Source organism: Microbacterium protaetiae (genome assembly GCF_004135285.1).
Taxonomy (GTDB): domain Bacteria; phylum Actinomycetota; class Actinomycetes; order Actinomycetales; family Microbacteriaceae; genus Microbacterium; species Microbacterium protaetiae.
Genome location: NZ_CP035494.1, coordinates 2,599,568 through 2,617,101 on the forward strand (window position 1 = coordinate 2,599,568; position 17,534 = coordinate 2,617,101).

Consider the following 17,534-nt stretch of genomic DNA (forward strand, 5'->3'; position numbering starts at 1 on the left):
CAGAGCGCGGATCCCACCGCCCAGCGCGAGATGACGGGCATCAGCTGGGCGCGTCAGGTCATTGATCTCGAGCAGATACGCCCGGTCGGAGTCGAGAAGGCCCGACATCGGTTTCGGCGCCGCCACGCGCGCGCAGTACTACTTCGATGGAAACAAGCGCACTGCACGACTGCTCATGAGCGGTGAGCTGATGGCTCACGGCTTCGACGTGGTGAACATTCCACATGCGCGCCGGCTCGAGTACAACGTCGCGCTCGATGAGATGTTCACGACGGATGACGCCACCACCCTGCTGCTGTTCTTGACGTCGTGTGCGCTGCCGGGCCCGTGACCCTCACACCGGCTGGCTCTGTGTCTTCGTCGCATGCCCGCTTTCGGCGCCGGCGCGGGCGACGACCCCCTGCATGATCGGCAGCTGGACCAGGCGCATCAGCAGGGCGTTCGTCAGCGCGCCGAACCGGCTCGCGGGCGCGACCATGCCAACGCGGCCGGGTAGCAGTCGCTGGGCGGATGTCGCGCGCGGCCGCATGGCCGACTCGTAATCGTGCAGCGCGGCGGGGATCTGCGCCGGAGCGGCGCGGGCGTCGGCGCGTTCGAGTGCGTCGGCGAGCTCGGCGGCCCCGCGCAGACCGAGGGCGGTGCCCAGGCCGCTGAGCGGACTCGTGCACCATGCGGCATCGCCGACGAGCACGACTCGGCCCGCCGACCACGCCGGCAGGTGGATCTGCTCATAGGTGTCCAGGGCGAAATCCGGGGCGGTGCGGGCGGCGGCGAGGAACTCGGCCGTGCGCCAGCCGGCCCCGGCCAGCGCCTGGTCAAGCAGGGCGAACTGGGCCTCGCGGTCACCACGGGGCACGGCATCCGCCGCGAATGTCAGCCCCACCTCCTGCTCGCCGGGGTGTCCCGGACGAGCCGCGACCGCCCGGCGGCGGCCGGCGTGGTGCACGACGCACCAGCCATCCAGGCGCGGCGTGTCGGGCTGCTCTTCCAGCGTGAACCATGCGTGCGCGAGACCGAGCGAGGTGCGCTGGGCAGGGTCGTCGCCGAACACGAGTGAGCGCACCCGGGAGTGTGCACCGTCGGCACCCACGACCAGGTCGAACCTCTCTTGCCGGCCCGACCTGAAGAGCACATCGACACCGTCGGGGTGCTCGGTCAGCGCGTCGACGGTTTCGCCGAACCGGTGCTCGACTGCGGGGCCGGCCGCATCGTGCAGCACACGGGCCAGGTCGGTGCGCAGCAGCTCTTCGCTTGAGACGAACCCGCGCCCGCCGAACGCCTCGACCGGCATCGTGGCCAGGCGATGACCGTTCGCGGTGATCCACGCCATGCCGCGCTGCGGCACAAGCACCGAGAGCACGTCGCCCAGCAGGCCGAGTCGTTCGAGCACCTCGCGCGAATCGCCGCGCAGGTCGACGGTCTGACCGCCCTCGCGAAGCGCGGGGGCGAGCTCGACGACGGTGACCTGCCAGCCGTCGCGCTCGAGCAGCAGGGCGAGGGTGTCGCCGGCGATTCCGGCGCCGACGATGAGTGCGTGAGCCATGGTGCCTCTTTGTTGCAGTTCAAGTTGCGTTAACAGTAGACCGGCTTCACTCCTAATGCAATGCGAGTTGCACTAAAGTGGAGGGCATGCCCGAGCACACCGGAGTGGAACGTCCTGGCGGCCGCACCGCACGCACTCGCCGCGCCGTGCACGCCGCGGTGCGCGAGCTTCTCGCCGAGCCCGATGTCGAGCTGTCGATCCCCGCTGTGGCGGCGCGATCGGGTGTGCACGCGACAACGGTCTACCGGCGCTGGCGCACTATCGAGTCGCTGCTGCTGGATGTCGCCGTCGACGACCTCAACGCGCAGCATCCCGTCACCGTCACCGGCGATCTCGAGGTCGATCTGACCGGCTATGTACACCGTCTGCTTGTGGGTATCCGCAGCGCCGGGCAGCTCGCGTTCTTCCAGGCCATACAGTCTGCGTCGCGTCAGGCCGACTCCGCCGCCGAGATCGAGGCTCTCGTCGGGCCGCGCGTGGCCCAGTTTCAAGAGCTGCTCGATGCGGCCGGCGTGACCGTCATCGGCGGGATGCGTCTGGTGGAGCTGATCATCGCTCCCGCATACTTCTGGGCGCAGGTCGGCGCTCCGCTCGACCCCGACCGCGACACACGGCGGCTCGTCGAAACCGTGCTGCGCGTGGCGGGGTGAGCGGGCGGCGCGTTCAGAACTCCGCCGATTTCGATCTCACGCGCGAGATAGCGGGCGTTTGCGCGCGCCCAGTGCGCGGATGAGCTGAGTTTTGATCAGAGCGGCGGCGCGGCTCACCGCTCGGGAAAGCCCCGCGGAACCGTCGCCGTGCGCCGCAGCAGCGACCCGACCCGCTCGTCTTCGAGCAGCAGCGCCCGGTACTCGCGGTCGCGGCGCACCGCGACGGCGGCGCGCACCAGCGTCTCGGCGTCGACGGCCGGCACGGGGGAGAGGAACGGCCGCACCTCGGCGGCCAGCAGCGCCGCCTGGCGCAGGCGAGAGCCGGGCTCCATGCGGTCGGCCTGCCGCACGAACTGCGCGCAGCGCCGGGCGACGCGATCGGGCAGCCGAGTGACATCGGCCACCTGCGACCACTCGCCGAGTGCCGGCGGCAGCAGCGGCGCGTTCGGCGGCAGCGGGGGTGTGCGGGTGCGCTGGCTGTATGTGCCCGCCATCAGATCGCCCAGCCGCTGTGAACGGGGCGTGAAAGCACCGACCAACAGCGCGATGGCGCCCAGCGTCATCCAGATCTCCAGCACGCCCACAAGCGCGCGGATCAGCGCCTGCCGAAATCCGGCGGCGCCGCCGTCGGCGCGCACGATCCGCCCACCCACGGCCAGCCGCCCCAGGCTGCGGCCCCGGGTGAGGGTTTCGACCGTCGTCGGCAGCACGATCGTGACCACCACGATGACCAGGATCGACAGGATGCTGGAGGCCCCCGGATCCACGACGTTCTGGCCCAGCATCCATCCCGATACCCACGCCAGCAACAGGGTCAGCCCGACCGCGACGAGCACGTCGATGAGAGCGCCGAGGGCCCGCAGGAAGAATCCCAGCGGCTGCACGTCGAGCGCGACCGCCTCGCCGGTGAGCACCTCGTCGGGCACGATCGCGATCGGTTCGGCCATGAGTACAGTGAAACACATGGACCTCGACGCGCTCGCCGCCGCCCGACGGGCCGAATGGGAGCGCCTCGACGACCTCAGTCGCGCCGGGCGCCTGGGCGGCGCCGAGGTCGACGAGCTGGTCACGCGGTACCGGTCGGCATCGGCCGACCTCGCCGATATCAAGACCTCGGCGGGCCGCACTTCGCTGGGCGACTACGTGTCGACGATCCTCGCGCGAGCACGGCTGCGACTGACCGGCAGCGGCGCCGATGCGCGCAGCGCGCTGCCCCGGTTCTTTCTGTCGCATCTGCCTGCCGCGCTGTATCGGCTGCGCTGGACCACCCTCGCCGTGGCCGGCGGCTTCTTCGTGATCGCGTCGCTGATGGCGCTGTGGGTCATCACCGATCCGCAGGCTCTGGCCGCGATCGGCAGCAAGGCCGACCTGAACTACTACGCCGAGCACGATTTCACCGACTACTACCGCGAGAATCCGGCGGCGGTGTTCGCCGGAACCGTGTGGACCAACAACGCCTGGATCGCCGTGCAGTGCGTGCTGTTCGGCATCACCGGCATCTGGCCGCTGTACACGGTGATGCAGAACGCGGTCGGGGTCGGCTCATCGGGCGCCGTTATGATCGCGACCGGACACGGTGACGTGTTCTGGCAGTTCATCGCTCCGCACGGGATGCTGGAACTCACGAGCGTCTTCGTGGCAGCCGCCGCCGGCTTGCACGTGTTCTGGGCGTGGGCGGCGCCGGGCCGCCGTTCGCGGGGCGAGTCGCTGGCCGCCGCGGGACGCTCGCTGGTCACGGTCGCGGTGGGTCTGGTGTTCAGCCTGGCCCTGTCGGGCGCCGTCGAGGGATTCGTGACGCCGCAGCACTGGCACTGGTCGATCAAGATCGTGCTGGGGGCGGCCGCGTTGGGGGTGTTCCTGTTCTACATGCTCGTGATCGGGCGCCGCGCGGCCCGGAGCGGAGAGACCGGCGACCTCGCCGAGAGCGAGGCCGGTACCCCTCGGCTCGTCGCCGGGTAGCGGCATCCCGCAGTCGGGCGGTGGGCGTGGATGCCTCGGGCACACCACTTAGACACTTTTGTTTTGATCAATTCAAGGTTAGGGTGGGGGCATGCACGCGCACGACATCGAGGCCCCCGAGACCTCAACCGCCATTCGCGGTGCGGGCCTGCGCGTCACCGAGTCGCGCGCGGCCGTGTTCGACGCGCTGCGCGAGAATCCGCACGCGAGCGCCGAGGCCGTGTTCGCGCGGGTCGCCCCGGCGCTCGAACACCCCAGTCTGCAGTCGGTGTACAACGCTCTCAACGACTTCACCGACGCCGGTCTGGTGCGTCGCATCGAACCCGCCGGGCGCCCGCAACTGTACGAGTTGCGCGTCGGCGACAACCACCACCACCTTGTCTGCCTCGCCTGCGGGGCGGTCGTCGACGTCGACTGCGTGGTGGGACAGGCGCCGTGCCTGACCCCGTCGAACACCGGCGGATTCGTCGTGCACGAGGCCGAAGTCACGTTCTGGGGCACCTGCGCGGACTGCGCGGCGGCGTGAGGCTGCGGCATCCACTTTTCCATCTGCACACACAAGAGAACACGAGAAGGGACATCAGATGACCGACAACATCACCGAGGAATCTGAGGGCGTCATCCCCACGCCCACCGGCGAGGAGCAGGAAGTCGCTGCCGAGGAGGCGACCTGCCCGGTCGTGCACGGTGTCAGCCGCGCCGGCGGCTCAAGCGCCCGCAACTGGTGGCCGAACCGCCTCAATCTGCGCGTGCTGGCCAAGAACCCCGCCGAGACAAACCCGCTCGACGATGACTTCGACTACCGCGCCAACTTCGAGAACGTCGACCTCGACGAGCTGCGCAAAGACGTCGAAGAGGCACTGACCACGCGTCAGGACTGGTGGCCCGCCGACTTTGGCAACTACGGTCCCAGCGTGATCCGCATGGCGTGGCACAGCGCCGGCACGTACCGCGTGACCGACGGCCGCGGCGGCGGCAACACCGGCCAGCAGCGCTTCGCGCCGCTGAACAGCTGGCCCGACAACGCCGGCCTCGACAAGCCGCGGCGCATCCTGTGGCCCGTCAAGAAGAAGTGGGGCAAGCAGATCTCGTGGGCCGACCTGATGATCTTCGCGGGCAACGTCGCACTCGAGCAGATGGGCTTCAAGACCTTCGGCTTCGCCGGCGGCCGCGTTGACGCGTGGGAGCCCGACGACGACGTGTACTGGGGCTCAGAGAACACGTGGCTCGGCGACGAGAAGCGCTACACCCCGGGTGAGAAGCGCGACCTCGAGAACCCGCTCGCCGCAGTGCAGATGGGCCTCATCTACGTCAACCCCGAGGGCGTGGGCGGAAACCCCGACCCGCTCGAGCTGGCCGGCGACATCCGTGAGACGTTCAAGCGCATGGCGATGAACGACGAAGAGACCGTCGCCCTCATCGCCGGTGGCCACACCTTCGGCAAGACGCACGGCGCCGGCCCTGCCGACCTGGTCGGCCCCGCGCCCGAAGACGCCCCGATGGAGCAGATGGGCATCGGCTGGAAGAACTCCCACGGTACGGGCAAGGGCGACGACCAGACCGCGAGCGGCCTGGAGGTCACCTGGACCTACCACCCCACCCGGTGGGACAACGAGTTCTTCCACATCCTGTTCGCGTACGAGTGGGAGCTCATGGACAGCCCCGCCGGGGCCAAGCAGTGGCGGCCGCGCAACGGCGCCGGTGCCGACATGGTGCCGATGGCCCACGACGCCACCAAGCGCCGCGAGCCGCGCATGCTCACCAGCGACCTGTCGCTGCGGTTCGACCCGATCTACGGGCCGATCTCGGAGAAGTTCAAGGACGACCCGGCGGCCTTCGCCGACGCGTTCGCGCGCGCCTGGTTCAAGCTGACCCACCGCGACCTGGGCCCTTCGACCCGGTACCTGGGCAAGCTCGCTCCGGCTGAGGAACTCATCTGGCAAGACCCGGTGCCCGCCGTCGACCACGTGCTGATCGATGACGCCGACGCCGCGGCGCTCAAGGCGGAGATCCTCACTTCCGGCCTGACCGTGCCCGAGCTCGTGGCCACGACCTGGGCGGCTGCGGCATCCTTCCGCAACAGCGACAAGCGGGGCGGCGCCAACGGCGCGCGCCTGCGCCTGGCGCCGCAGAAGGATTGGGAGGCCAACAACCCCGTGCGCACCGCGAAGGTGCTCGAGGTGCTCGAAGGCGTCAAGGCGCGCTTCGACGCCGCCCACGAGGTGGATGGTAAGAAGGTCTCGCTGGCCGATCTGATCGTGCTGGCCGGCAACGCCGGTGTCGAGAAGGCGGCCGGGGATGCCGGATACGACGTGGTCGTGCCGTTCCACGCGGGTCGCACCGACGCCACCGAAGAGCAGACCGACGCCGACTCGTTCTCGTACCTCGAGCCGGTCGCCGACGGCTTCCGCAACTATGTCGGCCCGATCGCGGCCGCGGCCGACCTGCCGGCCGAGTTCCTGCTGGTGGACAAGGCGAGTCTGCTGAACCTGACCGCACCCGAGATGACGGTGCTGGTGGGCGGCTTGCGGGCTCTCGACGCGAACTGGGACGGCTCAAAGCTCGGCGTGTTCACCGAGTGCCCGGGCGTGCTCACGAACGACTTCTTCGTCAACGTGCTCGACATGGGCACCGAGTGGAAGCCGGTCGACCCGGGTTCGCACGCGTTCGCCGGCACTGACTTCGCCACCGGCGACCAGAAGTGGATCGGCACCCGTGCCGACCTCGTGTTCGGCTCGAACTCCGAGCTGCGCGCGGTCGCCGAGGTGTACGCCGCCGACGACGCGGGCGAGAAGTTCGTGAACGACTTCGTCGCCGCCTGGGGCAAGGTCACCGAGCTCGACCGCTTCGACCTGGAGTGACATCCCGCTGACAAGGGCCCGGTTCCACAGGAACCGGGCCCTTTCGCGTACCCGCGTAGGCTCGCATCAGACCACTCGCATCAGACGAAGGGATCGTTCATGGCACGCATTCTGATCATCGGAGCCCACGGCAAGGTCGCTCTGCAGCTCGCACCGGCTCTCGTGGCACGTGGAGACACGGTGACCGGCGTCATCCGCAATCCTGCGCACGAGGCCGATGTCGCCGCCACCGGTGCGGCGCCGCTGGTGGCCGACGTCGAGGCGCTCGACGAAGACCAGCTCACCAACATCATCGCCGGCAACGACGCGGTCGTCTGGTCGGCCGGGGCCGGCGGCGGCGACCCGGAGCGCACGTACACGGTTGATCGCGACGCGGCGATCCGGTCGATGGATGCCGCGGCCGCCGCCGATGTGCGCCGGTACGTGATGGTGTCGTACTTCGGCGCCCGTGTCGACCACGGGGTGCCCGAGGGCGACTCGTTCTTCGCCTATGCCGAGGCCAAGGCCGCCGCCGACGCGCATCTGCGCGCCAGCGGACTGGATTGGACGATCGTCGCGCCCAGCAGCCTGACGCTCGACGAGCCGACCGGCCGCATCGATGTGGCCGCGGACACGTCGGGTTCGGTGCCGCGCGCAGATGTGGCCGCGGTGATCGCCGTGGTGCTGGCCGACCCGTCGACGGTGCACCGCACGATCCGGTTCAACAGCGGAGAGACCCCGATCGCCGAGGCTGTCGCGGGCTGAGCGCGGGGGTGTGCGCGGCCGCGGGGCCGGGTGGCCGGGCGCGGCCCGGGCTGCGGCGCGGGGGTGGCACTAACTCAGTCTGTGCCGTGGCGCAGCCGCGTGGTTGCCGCGGAATTCCGCACGTGTGGCCGCGCGGCGTCGCATCCGAGACTGAGTTCTTGCACGCCCGGTCCGGGCACCGGTGCAGTTCGGGCGCCCAGACTGAGTGGTTGCACGCCTAGCCTTGGCACCGGCACAGTTCGGGCGGACGAGCCCGGCGCCGCGGAATGGCGGCGACGGGCTCGTCCGCCCGATACGGTCCTAGCGCGTGGGGTCAGGCAAGCTCGGGCTCGGGGAACAGAGCGCGGTGCACGAGGCCAGCGATGAGGCCACCCACCAGCGGGAACACGATGAACACCCACAGCTGCCCGAGCGGTCCGACCCCGCCATAGATCGCCGCGGCGATCGATCGGGCCGGGTTCACCGAGGTGTTGTCGATCGGGATTGAGATCAGGTGGATAAGCGTCAGCGTCAGACCGATCGCGAGCCCCGCGAAGCCCACCGGCGCGCGCTTGCTCGTCGAGCCGGCCACGACCAGCACGAACACGCACGTCAGGATGATCTCGACCAGGATCGCGGCGCCGATACCCCAGCCGCCAGGGGAGTGGTCACCGAACCCGTTGCTGGCGAAGCCGCCTGACTGGGCGGTGCTCAGCCACTTGTCGGGCCCGAACAGCCCGATCAGCACGAGCAACGTGGAGCCGACGACGCCGCCGACGATCTGGGCGACGATGTAGCCGATGACGTCCTTCCAGGCGAAGCGCCCGGCTGTGGCCATCCCCAGGGTGATCGCGGGGTTGAAGTGGCCGCCCGAGATCGGGCCCCACGCATAGACGCCGACCAGTACGGTCAGGCCGAAGGCGAGGGCCACCCCGAGGTGTCCGACGCCCAGCGGCGTCCCCTCGCCGCCGACGGCGAAGTCAGCCGCGTACAGCGCGGTGCCCACGCCGCCGAACACCAGCACGAGTGTTCCGATGGCTTCGGCCACCATTCGGGTGACGAGCGGAGGCGAAGCAGGCGTCGAGTCCGACATGGAAGTCTCCCTTGTTCGTGTCCGGCAGTGTCCGGAACCGTCTTGCGGTCGATGCGACACACCGATGCGGCGAGGTTATCGGCATCGACACCGGTGGGGCACCGCACGACACGCCGTTGTGCCACATCGGCGCGCGTCAGGCGAACACGCTGAGACCGTACGCCGCGAACAGCACGAGATGCGCGACCCCGTGCGCGGCGGTGACCCGGCGTCCCGAGAAGGTCACGATCGACAGCAGCAGGGATGCCGCCACCAGCAGCATCCCGACAGGATCCAGCGCGAGCACAGGGGGTTGTGCCGTGACCAGACCCACCGCGAGCACCGCCGGCACGGTCAGCCCGACCGTCGACACGAGCGCGCCGTGGCACAGGTTGCTCACTCGCTGGATCTCGCCCGCGCGCGCGGCGCGCACCGACGTGATGGCTTCGGGCAGGAACACGATCGCGGCGATGAGGATGCCCGACAGCGCCGTCGGCGCCCGCAGGCGGGCCAGGCCATCGTCGAGCATCGCTGCCAGGTCGTGCGAGAGCAGAACGATCGGCAACACGGTCAGGATGAGAAGCCCCAACCGTGCAATCAGTTCGCTGCGATGTGTGCGGACCAGGGCCTGGGTGCTGGGATGCCGCAGTGCGGCGCCGGCGACCGGGTGCTGTGGCGCGGGGCCGACGGCGGGAGGCTGCGGTGCGGCGCCAACGGCGGGATGTTCCGATGCGGCGCGGGTGCTGGGAGCGGGATGCCGCGGTGTGGTGCGGGTGCCTGCCGTGGGATGGCACGGCGCGTGGTCGGCGACCGGGTGCTGCGCCGCGGCGCCGGCACCGGAACGCTGCGTTGCCCCGCGCACGCCGGACGTGACTTCGACGAAGTCGCCGGCCTGTGCACCGGTCTGCCGCCACAGGAAGAACGCATACGACCCGACCGTGAGCACGATCACGACGACGGCTTGGATGCCGGTGAAGGATCCGCGCTGGCCGATGAGCTGCGGCATCCCGAACGCGAGTGCGAGCAGCACGACGAGCATGCCGAGATACGTCGAGGTGCCGGTGCGGTTGTGGCGCAGCCTGCCGTGACGAAGTCCGCCGACCAGCAGCGAGAGCCCGACCACGAGGTTGAGGATGATCATCGACACCGCGAGCACCGAGTCGCGCGCGATGGTGGCGTGGTCGCCGGGGCCGAGCATGACCGCCGCGATCAAAACGACCTCGATGAGCACTATCGACAGGGTGAGCACGAGTGTGCCCAACGGGTCGCCGAGTCGTGCGGCCAGTCGCTCGGCCTGATGGACGACGCCGAAAGCGCACACGACGACGACAGCGACCGTGCCTGCCAGGACGGCGATCAGCAGCGGCGCGGGGGCGGGCGGGGTGAGAGCGGGCGTCAGGAGCGTGAGCGCGCCGAAGGCGAGCCATCCGACGACGACGCGGGCGAGCGCGCCCGGTGTGAAGACCGCGCGCAGCGGGGTGCGTGGGGTGGATGCCGGCGCGGGCGCTGCGGGCGTGGGTGCCGCGGTTGGTGCTGCGGGCGTGGATGCCGGGCGTACCGGCGCGGGTGCGACCGGGTTAGCTGCGGGGGTGGATGCCGGGGCGGGGCCGAAGGGCGTGGACGAGGCGGCAGGCGTGGGTACCGCGGCTGGTGTGGGTGCCGCGGCAGTCGCTGCGGGTGTGGACGCCGGGGTGCGTGGGGCGGAGGGCGCCGCAGACGTGGGTGCCGGGGCGGGCGCTGCGGGTGCGGCTGGGTCAGGAGCGGGGGTGGATGCCGGGGCGGGGGCGGGCGCTGCGGGCGTGGGTGCCGAGGCGGCGGGCGTGGGTGCCGGGGCGGGTGCTGTGCGGCGAGGGGCGGTCATGGCGAATCCTGGTCTCGGGGCCGTCCCCGCCAGGATTGCGCGCCCGGGTCGTCCCGGACGTGGCGAATGCACGCCCGTTCAGGATAGCAACGCCGCCTGAGACCCGGGCAGCGGTACCTGCGGCATCCTTCGGTCGTCGCATATGGCCCCTCGCGCGGTAAGAACGGGGCCATATGCGACGACTTAAGTGGACTCACGAATTCAAGCGGACTCACGAGTCCAAGTGGGCTCACGAATTCAAGTGGACTCACGAATTCAAGAGCACTCACGAAGAGCGGCGCGCCGTCAGAGCCGCCCCGCGGCCTTCAGCTGCAGGTAGCGGTCGGCGATGCGGGGTGGGAGCTCTTCGGGCCCGTCGGTCAGCGCGTCAGCGCCGGCGGCGACGACGGCCTGAGTCACGCGGTCGGCGTCGGCGAGTGTCTGCTCAGCGGCGGCCGCGCGGTAGATCTCGCCGACCGTGCTGCGGGCGCGCGCTTGCACGCTCAGTCCGGTGTCGGCGACGGTTCCCACCAGCACGTGGGCGTGCGCGGTGAAACCGGGCAGTGTGCCGAGAAAGCCGCGGGCGGCAGATGCCTCATCCTGAGCGGTCAGCAGCACCACGAGCGAGGGCCGCACGGCCAGAGAGCGCACGTGGGCGGCCACGGCGTCCCAGTCGGTGTCGATGAGCGTCGGCTCGACGGGGGCCATGGCGTCGACCAGGGCGGGCAGCAGCGCGTCGCCGTCGATGCCGGTGACCCGAGCGCGCACGGCGCGGTCGGCCATGATCAGATGCACGTGGTCTCCGGCTTGGGCGGCGAGGGCCGCCAGCAGCAGAGTGGCCTCCATCGCGGCATCCAACCGCACGCCGTCGCCCACTCGGGCAGCCGACGTGCGTCCGGTGTCGATCACTATCACGATGTGCCGGTCACGCTCGGGGCGCCACGTGCGCAACATGGTGGTGCCGGCACGGGCCGTCGCGCGCCAGTCGATCGAGCGCACATCGTCGCCGCGCACGTACGGACGCAGGCTGTCGAACTCGCTGCCCTGGCCGCGGATCAGCACGCTCGTGGCCCCGTCGAGCTCGCGCAGCCGTGCCAACCGCGAGGGCAGGTGCCGGCGCGCGGTGAACGGCGGCAGCACGCGGATGGTGCCCCGCGCTTCGAGTCGTGATTGTCGACCGGCCAACCCCAGCGGCCCCAGCGACCGCAGCACGACGAACTCCGAGACCAGCTCACCCCGCCGGCGCGGACGCAGCGGCGCCGCGATGCGGAGCGCCTCGCCCGGCTCCAGCCGGACGGCGCTGCGGGCCAGCGGTGCGCCGGCGGTCGGCTGCCACGCGTCGCGCAGCCATCCGTGCAGCCGGCGCTCGCCGCGCAGCGTGACGGTCGTCTCGACTCGGCTGCCCAGCAGCGCACGGCGCGGGATGTCGCGCTCGACGCGTACCCGCCGGGGATCGGCCGCCAGCGCGACATCGGCGACGATCGCCAGCGCGCACAGCACGAGCCATCCGGCCGCTGACATCCACGGGTCGATCCCCGCGATCGACAGCACGATCACGGGGATGACGCCGAGTGCGAGGGCGAGAGAGAGGCGCCCGGTCAGGTACATGTGCTCCGTTTCGTCGGGTCAGCTCGTGCGGTCGGCAGGCGTGGGAAGGACCCCGCTCACATGGGCACCCGGGTCTGCTGCAGCACCGCGGTGAGCACCGCGTCGACCGAGACGCCCTCGAGCGCGGCATCCGGTCGCAGACGAATGCGATGCCGCCAGGTGGGCACGAGCATCGTCTGGATGTGGTCGGGGGTCACCGCGGGGTAGCCGCTGAGCCACGCCCACGCTTTCGCGGCGGCCAGCAGCGCGGTGGCCGCGCGCGGGCTGACCCCCAGCTGCACCGACGGGCTCTGCCGGGTCGCGCGGGCGAGGTCGACGAGGTACCCGAGCACCTCGTCGGTGACGGCGATGGATGCCGCGGCCCGCCGTGCCGCGCGCAGCTGCGCCGCATCGACGACCGGCTCGATGCCCGCCAGCGTGTGCGGATCGAAGCCGTCGGCGTGCTGGCGCAGCACGCGCAGCTCGGCGTCGCGGTCGGGCACCGACACGATGAGCTTGAGCAGAAAGCGGTCGAGCTGCGCCTCGGGCAGCGGATACGTGCCCTCGTGCTCGATCGGGTTCTGCGTGGCGGCGACCAGGAACGGGTCGGGCAGATCCCGGGTCACGCCGTCGGCGGTGACCTGGTGCTCTTCCATGGCTTCCAGCAGCGCCGCCTGCGTCTTGGGCGGGGTGCGGTTTATCTCGTCGGCCAGCACGATGTTCGTGAAGATCGGTCCCTCACGGAACTCGAACTCGGCGGTGCGTGCGTCGTAGACGAGCGAGCCCGAGACATCGCCGGGCATGAGGTCGGGGGTGAACTGCACGCGCTTGGTGTCGAGGCTCAGTGCCCGGCTGAAAGCTCGCACCAGCAGGGTCTTGGCAACGCCGGGCACGCCCTCCAGCAGCACGTGGCCGCCGGCAAGCAGGGCGATGAGAAGACCGCTGATCGCGCCGTCTTGGCCGATCACGGCGCGCCCGACCTCGAGGCGCACCTGGTGCAGGGCGGTGCGCAGGGCGTCGTCGGGGGATGCCGCGGGGGCGGGGCGTTTCGTCGCGTCGCTGCGCCCCTCGCGGGGCGACCGGGTGGGGTCGGGGCGCTCCTCGCTCAACGACCGGGCGGGGTCGGGGTGCTCTTCGCTCGACGGGCGGGTGGGGTCGGCCGGAATCGGGTCTGTCATGGGGTCCTCCCGGAGTCGGTGGGCGGGTTCGTGTCGGGGCGCACCGCCTGGTGCACCCGGCGCTCGAGATCGCGCAGCCGGTCGCTGAGTGCGAGAAGCTCGCGGTCGGTGCCGGGACGATCGTCGATGAGGATGCCGCGCACCTGTGCCCGCGGCATCCCGAGCCTGTCGGCGACGGCGTCGGATACCTCGTTCGCCGGTGTCGTGCGGCCGAGTCCGAGGAGCCGTGCCAGGCGGCCGAGCGTGCCGATGCGCAGGCGGTCTGCCACGTGCAGACGGTCGCCGGAGCGGGCGTAGAGGCGCGCGCGTCCGTCGGTGGTCTCGGCGGCGCGCACCGTGACCGGCAGGTTCTCGGCCACGAGGGGGCCGAATCGGCGGCCCCGCCAGACGGCGGCGGCCACCCCGGCCAGCAGCAGCAGAACGATCACCGGAGAGACCCAGTCGGGGGTCAGCTCGCCCAGCGAGGGGGCCACGTCGCCGGCATCGGCGTCGGCGGCCGAGGGCATGTACCAGATGAGCGTGGACCGCCCGCCGAGAAGATTGACGCCGAGAGCGGCATTGCCGTTCGCGGTGAGGGTGGAGTTCGTGAACAGCTCGGTCGCGTCGATAAGAGTGACGGTGCGCCCGGCGCGCGTGCGCTGCAGCAGGGCGGCATCCTGGTCGACGGTGTAGCAGGCGGTGACGTCGCCGTCGGCGGGCGGAGCGAACAGTGTGCCGGGCAAGATGGCGCCCGACCGCTGCGCGGCCGGCAGAGCGCAGGCGGGAGCCACCGGGCCGTCGGTGCCGTACCCCGACAGCTCGGCGTCGAACAGCACGCGCGCGGCGCGCGCCTGCGGCTGCGCGATGACCACATCGAGGGCGCTGTCGGCGATCTTCTCGAAGGTGGCATCGGACAGCAGCGGACTGTCGGGCAGCACCAGGGTCGCCTCGGCCGGGGTGCGGTCGGTGCCGCCGGCCGACTGCAGCGCCGCTTCGAGCGCGTGCCGGTCGCGCACGACGCGCACGTCGACGCCGCGGTCGGCGAGGATGTGCGCGAGTGCGCGGCCGCCGTCGGTGCCGGTGGATTCGGGGTCGAGCAGATCGCGGCGCGTCCACTGCCCCATGCCCGCCAGGATCGTCGCGATGATGCCGACCACCACCAGCGTGGCGCCGATGGCGACCCACCCGCCCACGCGCCGACGGCGCGCGGTGGTTGCCGGCGCGCTCACCGGGCGGGCTCCGACGCGAGCTGGCGGTCGCGCACGGCGTCATCGGCACGCGCGACCCGCCCGTAGCCGTCGGCCGTGCCCGCGCGGCGCAGATACCGCACGTCGTCGAACACGCCGGCTGCGGCATCCAGCACCGCCTGCTCAGAGCGGAAGACCTCGCCCGCGCGCCGCGCGAAGGCGTGCACGGTGGCGCCCGGCACGAGCTCGATGACGCGCCGCTCGACGAGTCCGCGGGCCAGGGCGCGGAAGCGCAGGACTATCGCCTCGTCGTAGTCGCCGGCCCCGGCAGCGGATGCCGCGGCGCGGCGCAGCTGCGCGGCCGTACGGGTCTCGGCGTCGCCGAAAAGGTCGAGCGCCTCGGGCGTGGCCCGTCGGGAAAGTCGTGAGCGACCGGAGAAGATCACGGCCACCACGATGAGCGCGAGCAACACGACGGCCACGCCCACTCCGAGCCAGAGCCCGACCGCGTCGTTGACGCCGGAGTTGAAGAGCCGGTCGAAGAACTCCTGCACCGACCGGGCGATGCGGTCGATCGGCGTCGGATGCGCGGCCGCGTACGCCGGATCGCTGAGCTCGTGCTCGGCCCACTGGCGCGCCTGGTCGCCGTCGGGGGTCAGCGGCGGCACGTCGTCGGCGAAGGGCAGCCGGATCATTCGCCGGGGTCCGCGGTCCGACCGGGCGGCGCCCACTGGGTGGGGGCGGGATGCGGGGGCTCGGGCGCCGGCGGTGGCGCGTACTGGCCGTAGCGCGGCTGCGGCCGCTCGGGCGCGGGCGGCTGCGGCGCCGAGGGCTGCGTGCCGGGCGAGGGCTGCGTGTCGGGCGGCTGAGTGGATGAGGGCTGCCCATACGGCGGCTGGCCGTAGGGCGGCTGTCCAGAGGGCGGGTATGGCTGTCCATAGGGCGGCTGCTGCCCGTACGGCGGCTGCCCGTACGGCTGCTGGCCGTACGTCGGCTGCGCGTACGGAGGCTGCCCAGACGGCTGCGACGGGTACGACGGGTACCCGAGGGGAGAGCGCACGAGCTCGCGCCCGATGTGCTGGGTGTAGGGGTCGGGCAGCTCGCTCGCCCCGGCATCGCGCCGCTCGACGTAGGCGAGCAGGTCGAGGTCGAGGCCTTCTTTGCGCATGCGCGCGTCGATGTACAGCAGCGAAGAAGCGGTGGCCTGCACCACCGCGGCGACCGATCCGATCAGCAGCGAGACGATCTCGGGCAGCGCGAGCGAGACCACCAGGCTGACGATCATCTGCGTGTCGGGGTCTCCGGTGGGCGCGATCACCGACCCGATGAAACCGCCGAGCAGAGTGAAGGGCAGCGTGACCACCTGGGCGGCCACGCCGAAGATCACCTGGATGAGCACCACGACGCCCAGCATGGGCCAGAACCGCCGACGGCTGAGCCGCCACGAACGTGCAATGGCCTGCCGGATGGTGGCGTGCTCGAGCACGATGGCCGGCGAGGCCACGAGAAGCTTCGTCGACAGCCAGAGCACGAGCGGAATCGCCCCGATCACCGCGAGGATCGTGAGGATGATGCCGGCGACGGGGGCCAGAGTGCTGACGCCGATGACGACACCGGCGACGATGCCCACCCCCAGCAGCATCGCGAGCGTGATCAGCAGCGTGTAGCCGATCAGGCGCCAGGCCACCGGCTTGACCTGCCGCCACAGTTCGCCCAGCGTGGCGCGCTCGGCGACCGCGCCACGCGCGACATCGGTGACCACCACCGCCTGCACGATGGTCTGCAGCGCTGCCGCGACCAGGCCGAGCACGAACGAGACGATGATGCCGATCGCGACCGTTCCGGCCAGCAGCGTGTCGTAGTCGGGCGAAGTGGTGGGCACGTTCTGCAGGCGCGCATACGCCCAGAAGGCGGTCGCGGCCACCGCCGCGATGACCAGCAGCGTGGCCAGCGCCTGCACGACGAGGGCGAAGCCCAGCAGCACGCGCGGATTGCGCCGCAGCGCACTGAATGAGCGGCCCAGAACCGTGCCGAAGCTCAGCGGCTCCAACGGGATGATGCCGGGCCGCGACGCGGGCGTCCAAGTCGGATACGCGGTCACCAAGCCTCCTCGCGCGCAGGTGTTCCGAAGTTCCATCGTGTCACACCGCCGCGCGGCGACGGGCGCACACGGGCTCAGGCTCGGCTACGCTGTCACAAAGGCGGACGGGGACTGCGCCGCCGGTACGCACGCCCGGCCGCGCCGGATGAAGGACGAAACACGTTCACATGACTTCACGGATCCTGGTTGTCGACGACGACACCGCCCTGGCGGAGATGATCGGCATCGTGTTGCGCACGGAGGGGTTCGAGACGGCCTTCTGCGCCGACGGTTCCGCTGCCGTCAGCGCCTGGCGCAGCGAGCGACCCGATCTGATCCTGCTCGATCTCATGCTGCCCGGCGTGGACGGCATCGAGATCTGCACCCGCATCCGCGCGGAGTCGGGTGTGCCGATCATCATGCTCACGGCGCGCGCCGACACCGCCGATGTCGTGCGTGGGCTCGAGTCGGGGGCCGACGACTACATCGTCAAGCCGTTCAACCCGAAAGAACTCGTGGCACGCATTCGCACCCGTCTGCGTCCCGGCGCCCCGTCGCCGGGTGAGGTGCTGCGCATCGGCGATCTGGAGGTGGATGTCGCTGCCCACGAGGTGCGTCGCGGAGAGAGCTCCATCGCCCTGACGCCGCTCGAGTTCGAGCTGCTGGTCGCGCTGGCCTCGAAGCCGCAGCAGGTCTTCTCGCGCGAGATGCTGCTGGAGCAGGTGTGGGGCTATCACTACAAGGCCGACACCCGCCTGGTGAACGTGCACGTGCAGCGCCTGCGCGCGAAGGTCGAGCTCGACCCCGACAACCCCAAGATCGTCACCACCGTGCGCGGAGTCGGCTACCGCGCCGGCGCCATCGTGTGAGGCCGA

Annotated in this window: 16 protein-coding genes; 7 read left to right on the plus strand and 9 right to left on the minus strand. The window is 71.0% G+C overall.

The genetic code is table 11. The features are described from left to right. The first annotated feature begins 61 nt into the window (after positions 1 to 61). On the plus strand, positions 62 to 331 hold the full coding sequence (locus ET475_RS12035; RefSeq protein ID WP_129390465.1) for a Fic family protein: 270 nt from the start codon (positions 62 to 64) through the stop codon (positions 329 to 331). 3 nt (positions 332 to 334) lie between these two features. Here the strand turns inward: ET475_RS12035 and ET475_RS12040 are convergent, their stop codons facing one another. Continuing rightward, on the minus strand, positions 335 to 1,543 hold the full coding sequence (locus ET475_RS12040; protein ID WP_129390468.1) for an FAD-dependent monooxygenase: 1,209 nt from the start codon (positions 1,541 to 1,543) through the stop codon (positions 335 to 337). Positions 1,544 to 1,629: 86 nt separating this feature from the next. On the opposite strand from ET475_RS12040, the gene ET475_RS12045 reads away from it, so the two are divergent. Continuing rightward, positions 1,630 to 2,193, plus strand: coding sequence for a TetR/AcrR family transcriptional regulator (locus ET475_RS12045; RefSeq protein WP_129390471.1), 564 nt, complete (start codon positions 1,630 to 1,632; stop codon positions 2,191 to 2,193). A gap of 113 nt (positions 2,194 to 2,306) precedes the next feature. On the opposite strand, the gene ET475_RS12050 is transcribed toward ET475_RS12045, so the two are convergent. Further along, entirely contained in the window at positions 2,307 to 3,140 is an 834-nt protein-coding gene (locus ET475_RS12050; protein WP_129390474.1) for an RDD family protein, read from the minus strand. 16 nt (positions 3,141 to 3,156) lie between these two features. On the opposite strand from ET475_RS12050, the gene ET475_RS12055 reads away from it, so the two are divergent. From ET475_RS12055 to ET475_RS12070, 4 genes are all read left to right on the plus strand, one after another. Next, on the plus strand, positions 3,157 to 4,152 hold the full coding sequence (locus ET475_RS12055; protein ID WP_129390477.1) for a stage II sporulation protein M: 996 nt from the start codon (positions 3,157 to 3,159) through the stop codon (positions 4,150 to 4,152). Between the two features lie 91 nt (positions 4,153 to 4,243). Continuing rightward, a complete protein-coding gene (locus tag ET475_RS12060) occupies positions 4,244 to 4,678 on the plus strand; it encodes a Fur family transcriptional regulator (RefSeq protein ID WP_129390480.1) in 435 nt (144 codons plus the stop codon). Positions 4,679 to 4,736: 58 nt separating this feature from the next. Next, positions 4,737 to 7,013: a catalase/peroxidase HPI gene (gene katG, locus ET475_RS12065; protein ID WP_129390483.1), complete on the plus strand. Its 2,277-nt coding sequence runs from the start codon at positions 4,737 to 4,739 to the stop codon at positions 7,011 to 7,013. 99 nt (positions 7,014 to 7,112) lie between these two features. Further along, positions 7,113 to 7,757 carry an NAD(P)H-binding protein gene (locus tag ET475_RS12070; protein WP_129390486.1) on the plus strand — a complete coding sequence of 215 codons (645 nt, stop codon included), beginning with the start codon at positions 7,113 to 7,115 and terminating at the stop codon, positions 7,755 to 7,757. Between the two features lie 313 nt (positions 7,758 to 8,070). On the opposite strand, the gene aqpZ is transcribed toward ET475_RS12070, so the two are convergent. The 7 genes from aqpZ to ET475_RS12105 all read right to left on the minus strand — a co-directional run bounded on the left by aqpZ (position 8,071) and on the right by ET475_RS12105 (position 16,680). After that, on the minus strand, positions 8,071 to 8,829 hold the full coding sequence (gene aqpZ, locus ET475_RS12075) for an aquaporin Z (protein WP_129390489.1): 759 nt from the start codon (positions 8,827 to 8,829) through the stop codon (positions 8,071 to 8,073). Between the two features lie 136 nt (positions 8,830 to 8,965). Beyond that, positions 8,966 to 10,669, minus strand: coding sequence for a calcium:cation antiporter (locus ET475_RS12080; RefSeq protein WP_422879914.1), 1,704 nt, complete (start codon positions 10,667 to 10,669; stop codon positions 8,966 to 8,968). 285 nt (positions 10,670 to 10,954) lie between these two features. Continuing rightward, positions 10,955 to 12,256, minus strand: a complete 1,302-nt coding sequence (locus tag ET475_RS12085) for a DUF58 domain-containing protein (protein ID WP_129390493.1) — start codon at positions 12,254 to 12,256, stop codon at positions 10,955 to 10,957. A gap of 56 nt (positions 12,257 to 12,312) precedes the next feature. Then, complete coding sequence (locus ET475_RS12090; protein ID WP_129390496.1) at positions 12,313 to 13,413, minus strand: AAA family ATPase; 1,101 nt, start codon at positions 13,411 to 13,413, stop codon at positions 12,313 to 12,315. After that, a complete protein-coding gene (locus ET475_RS12095) occupies positions 13,410 to 14,621 on the minus strand; it encodes a DUF4350 domain-containing protein (RefSeq protein ID WP_242497620.1) in 1,212 nt (403 codons plus the stop codon). Before ET475_RS12095 ends, ET475_RS12090 begins: the two co-directional genes overlap by 4 nt. Beyond that, entirely contained in the window at positions 14,618 to 15,274 is a 657-nt protein-coding gene (locus tag ET475_RS12100) for a DUF4129 domain-containing protein (protein ID WP_129390499.1), read from the minus strand. The genes ET475_RS12095 and ET475_RS12100 overlap by 4 nt, the downstream gene beginning before the upstream one ends. Next, positions 15,271 to 16,680, minus strand: a complete 1,410-nt coding sequence (locus tag ET475_RS12105) for a DUF7847 domain-containing protein (RefSeq protein ID WP_242497621.1) — start codon at positions 16,678 to 16,680, stop codon at positions 15,271 to 15,273. The genes ET475_RS12100 and ET475_RS12105 overlap by 4 nt, the downstream gene beginning before the upstream one ends. Before the next feature lie 167 nt (positions 16,681 to 16,847). On the opposite strand from ET475_RS12105, the gene mtrA reads away from it, so the two are divergent. Beyond that, entirely contained in the window at positions 16,848 to 17,528 is a 681-nt protein-coding gene (mtrA, locus tag ET475_RS12110; protein ID WP_129390504.1) for an MtrAB system response regulator MtrA, read from the plus strand. The last annotated feature ends 6 nt before the right edge of the window (positions 17,529 to 17,534 follow it).

Excerpts from the sequence above, each read along its gene's own strand:
- ET475_RS12100 (WP_129390499.1), bottom strand. The coding sequence starts at position 15,274 with ATGATCCGGCTGCCCTTCGCCGACGACGTGCCGCCGCTGACCCCCGAC.
- aqpZ (WP_129390489.1), bottom strand. The coding sequence starts at position 8,829 with ATGTCGGACTCGACGCCTGCTTCGCCTCCGCTCGTCACCCGAATGGTG.
- katG (WP_129390483.1), top strand. The coding sequence starts at position 4,737 with ATGACCGACAACATCACCGAGGAATCTGAGGGCGTCATCCCCACGCCC.
- ET475_RS12040 (WP_129390468.1), bottom strand. The coding sequence starts at position 1,543 with ATGGCTCACGCACTCATCGTCGGCGCCGGAATCGCCGGCGACACCCTC.
- ET475_RS12080 (WP_422879914.1), bottom strand. The coding sequence starts at position 10,669 with ATGACCGCCCCTCGCCGCACAGCACCCGCCCCGGCACCCACGCCCGCC.
- ET475_RS12050 (WP_129390474.1), bottom strand. The coding sequence starts at position 3,140 with ATGGCCGAACCGATCGCGATCGTGCCCGACGAGGTGCTCACCGGCGAG.
- mtrA (WP_129390504.1), top strand. The coding sequence starts at position 16,848 with ATGACTTCACGGATCCTGGTTGTCGACGACGACACCGCCCTGGCGGAG.
- ET475_RS12045 (WP_129390471.1), top strand. The coding sequence starts at position 1,630 with ATGCCCGAGCACACCGGAGTGGAACGTCCTGGCGGCCGCACCGCACGC.
- ET475_RS12090 (WP_129390496.1), bottom strand. The coding sequence starts at position 13,413 with ATGACAGACCCGATTCCGGCCGACCCCACCCGCCCGTCGAGCGAAGAG.
- ET475_RS12070 (WP_129390486.1), top strand. The coding sequence starts at position 7,113 with ATGGCACGCATTCTGATCATCGGAGCCCACGGCAAGGTCGCTCTGCAG.
- ET475_RS12085 (WP_129390493.1), bottom strand. The coding sequence starts at position 12,256 with ATGTACCTGACCGGGCGCCTCTCTCTCGCCCTCGCACTCGGCGTCATC.
- ET475_RS12060 (WP_129390480.1), top strand. The coding sequence starts at position 4,244 with ATGCACGCGCACGACATCGAGGCCCCCGAGACCTCAACCGCCATTCGC.
- ET475_RS12055 (WP_129390477.1), top strand. The coding sequence starts at position 3,157 with ATGGACCTCGACGCGCTCGCCGCCGCCCGACGGGCCGAATGGGAGCGC.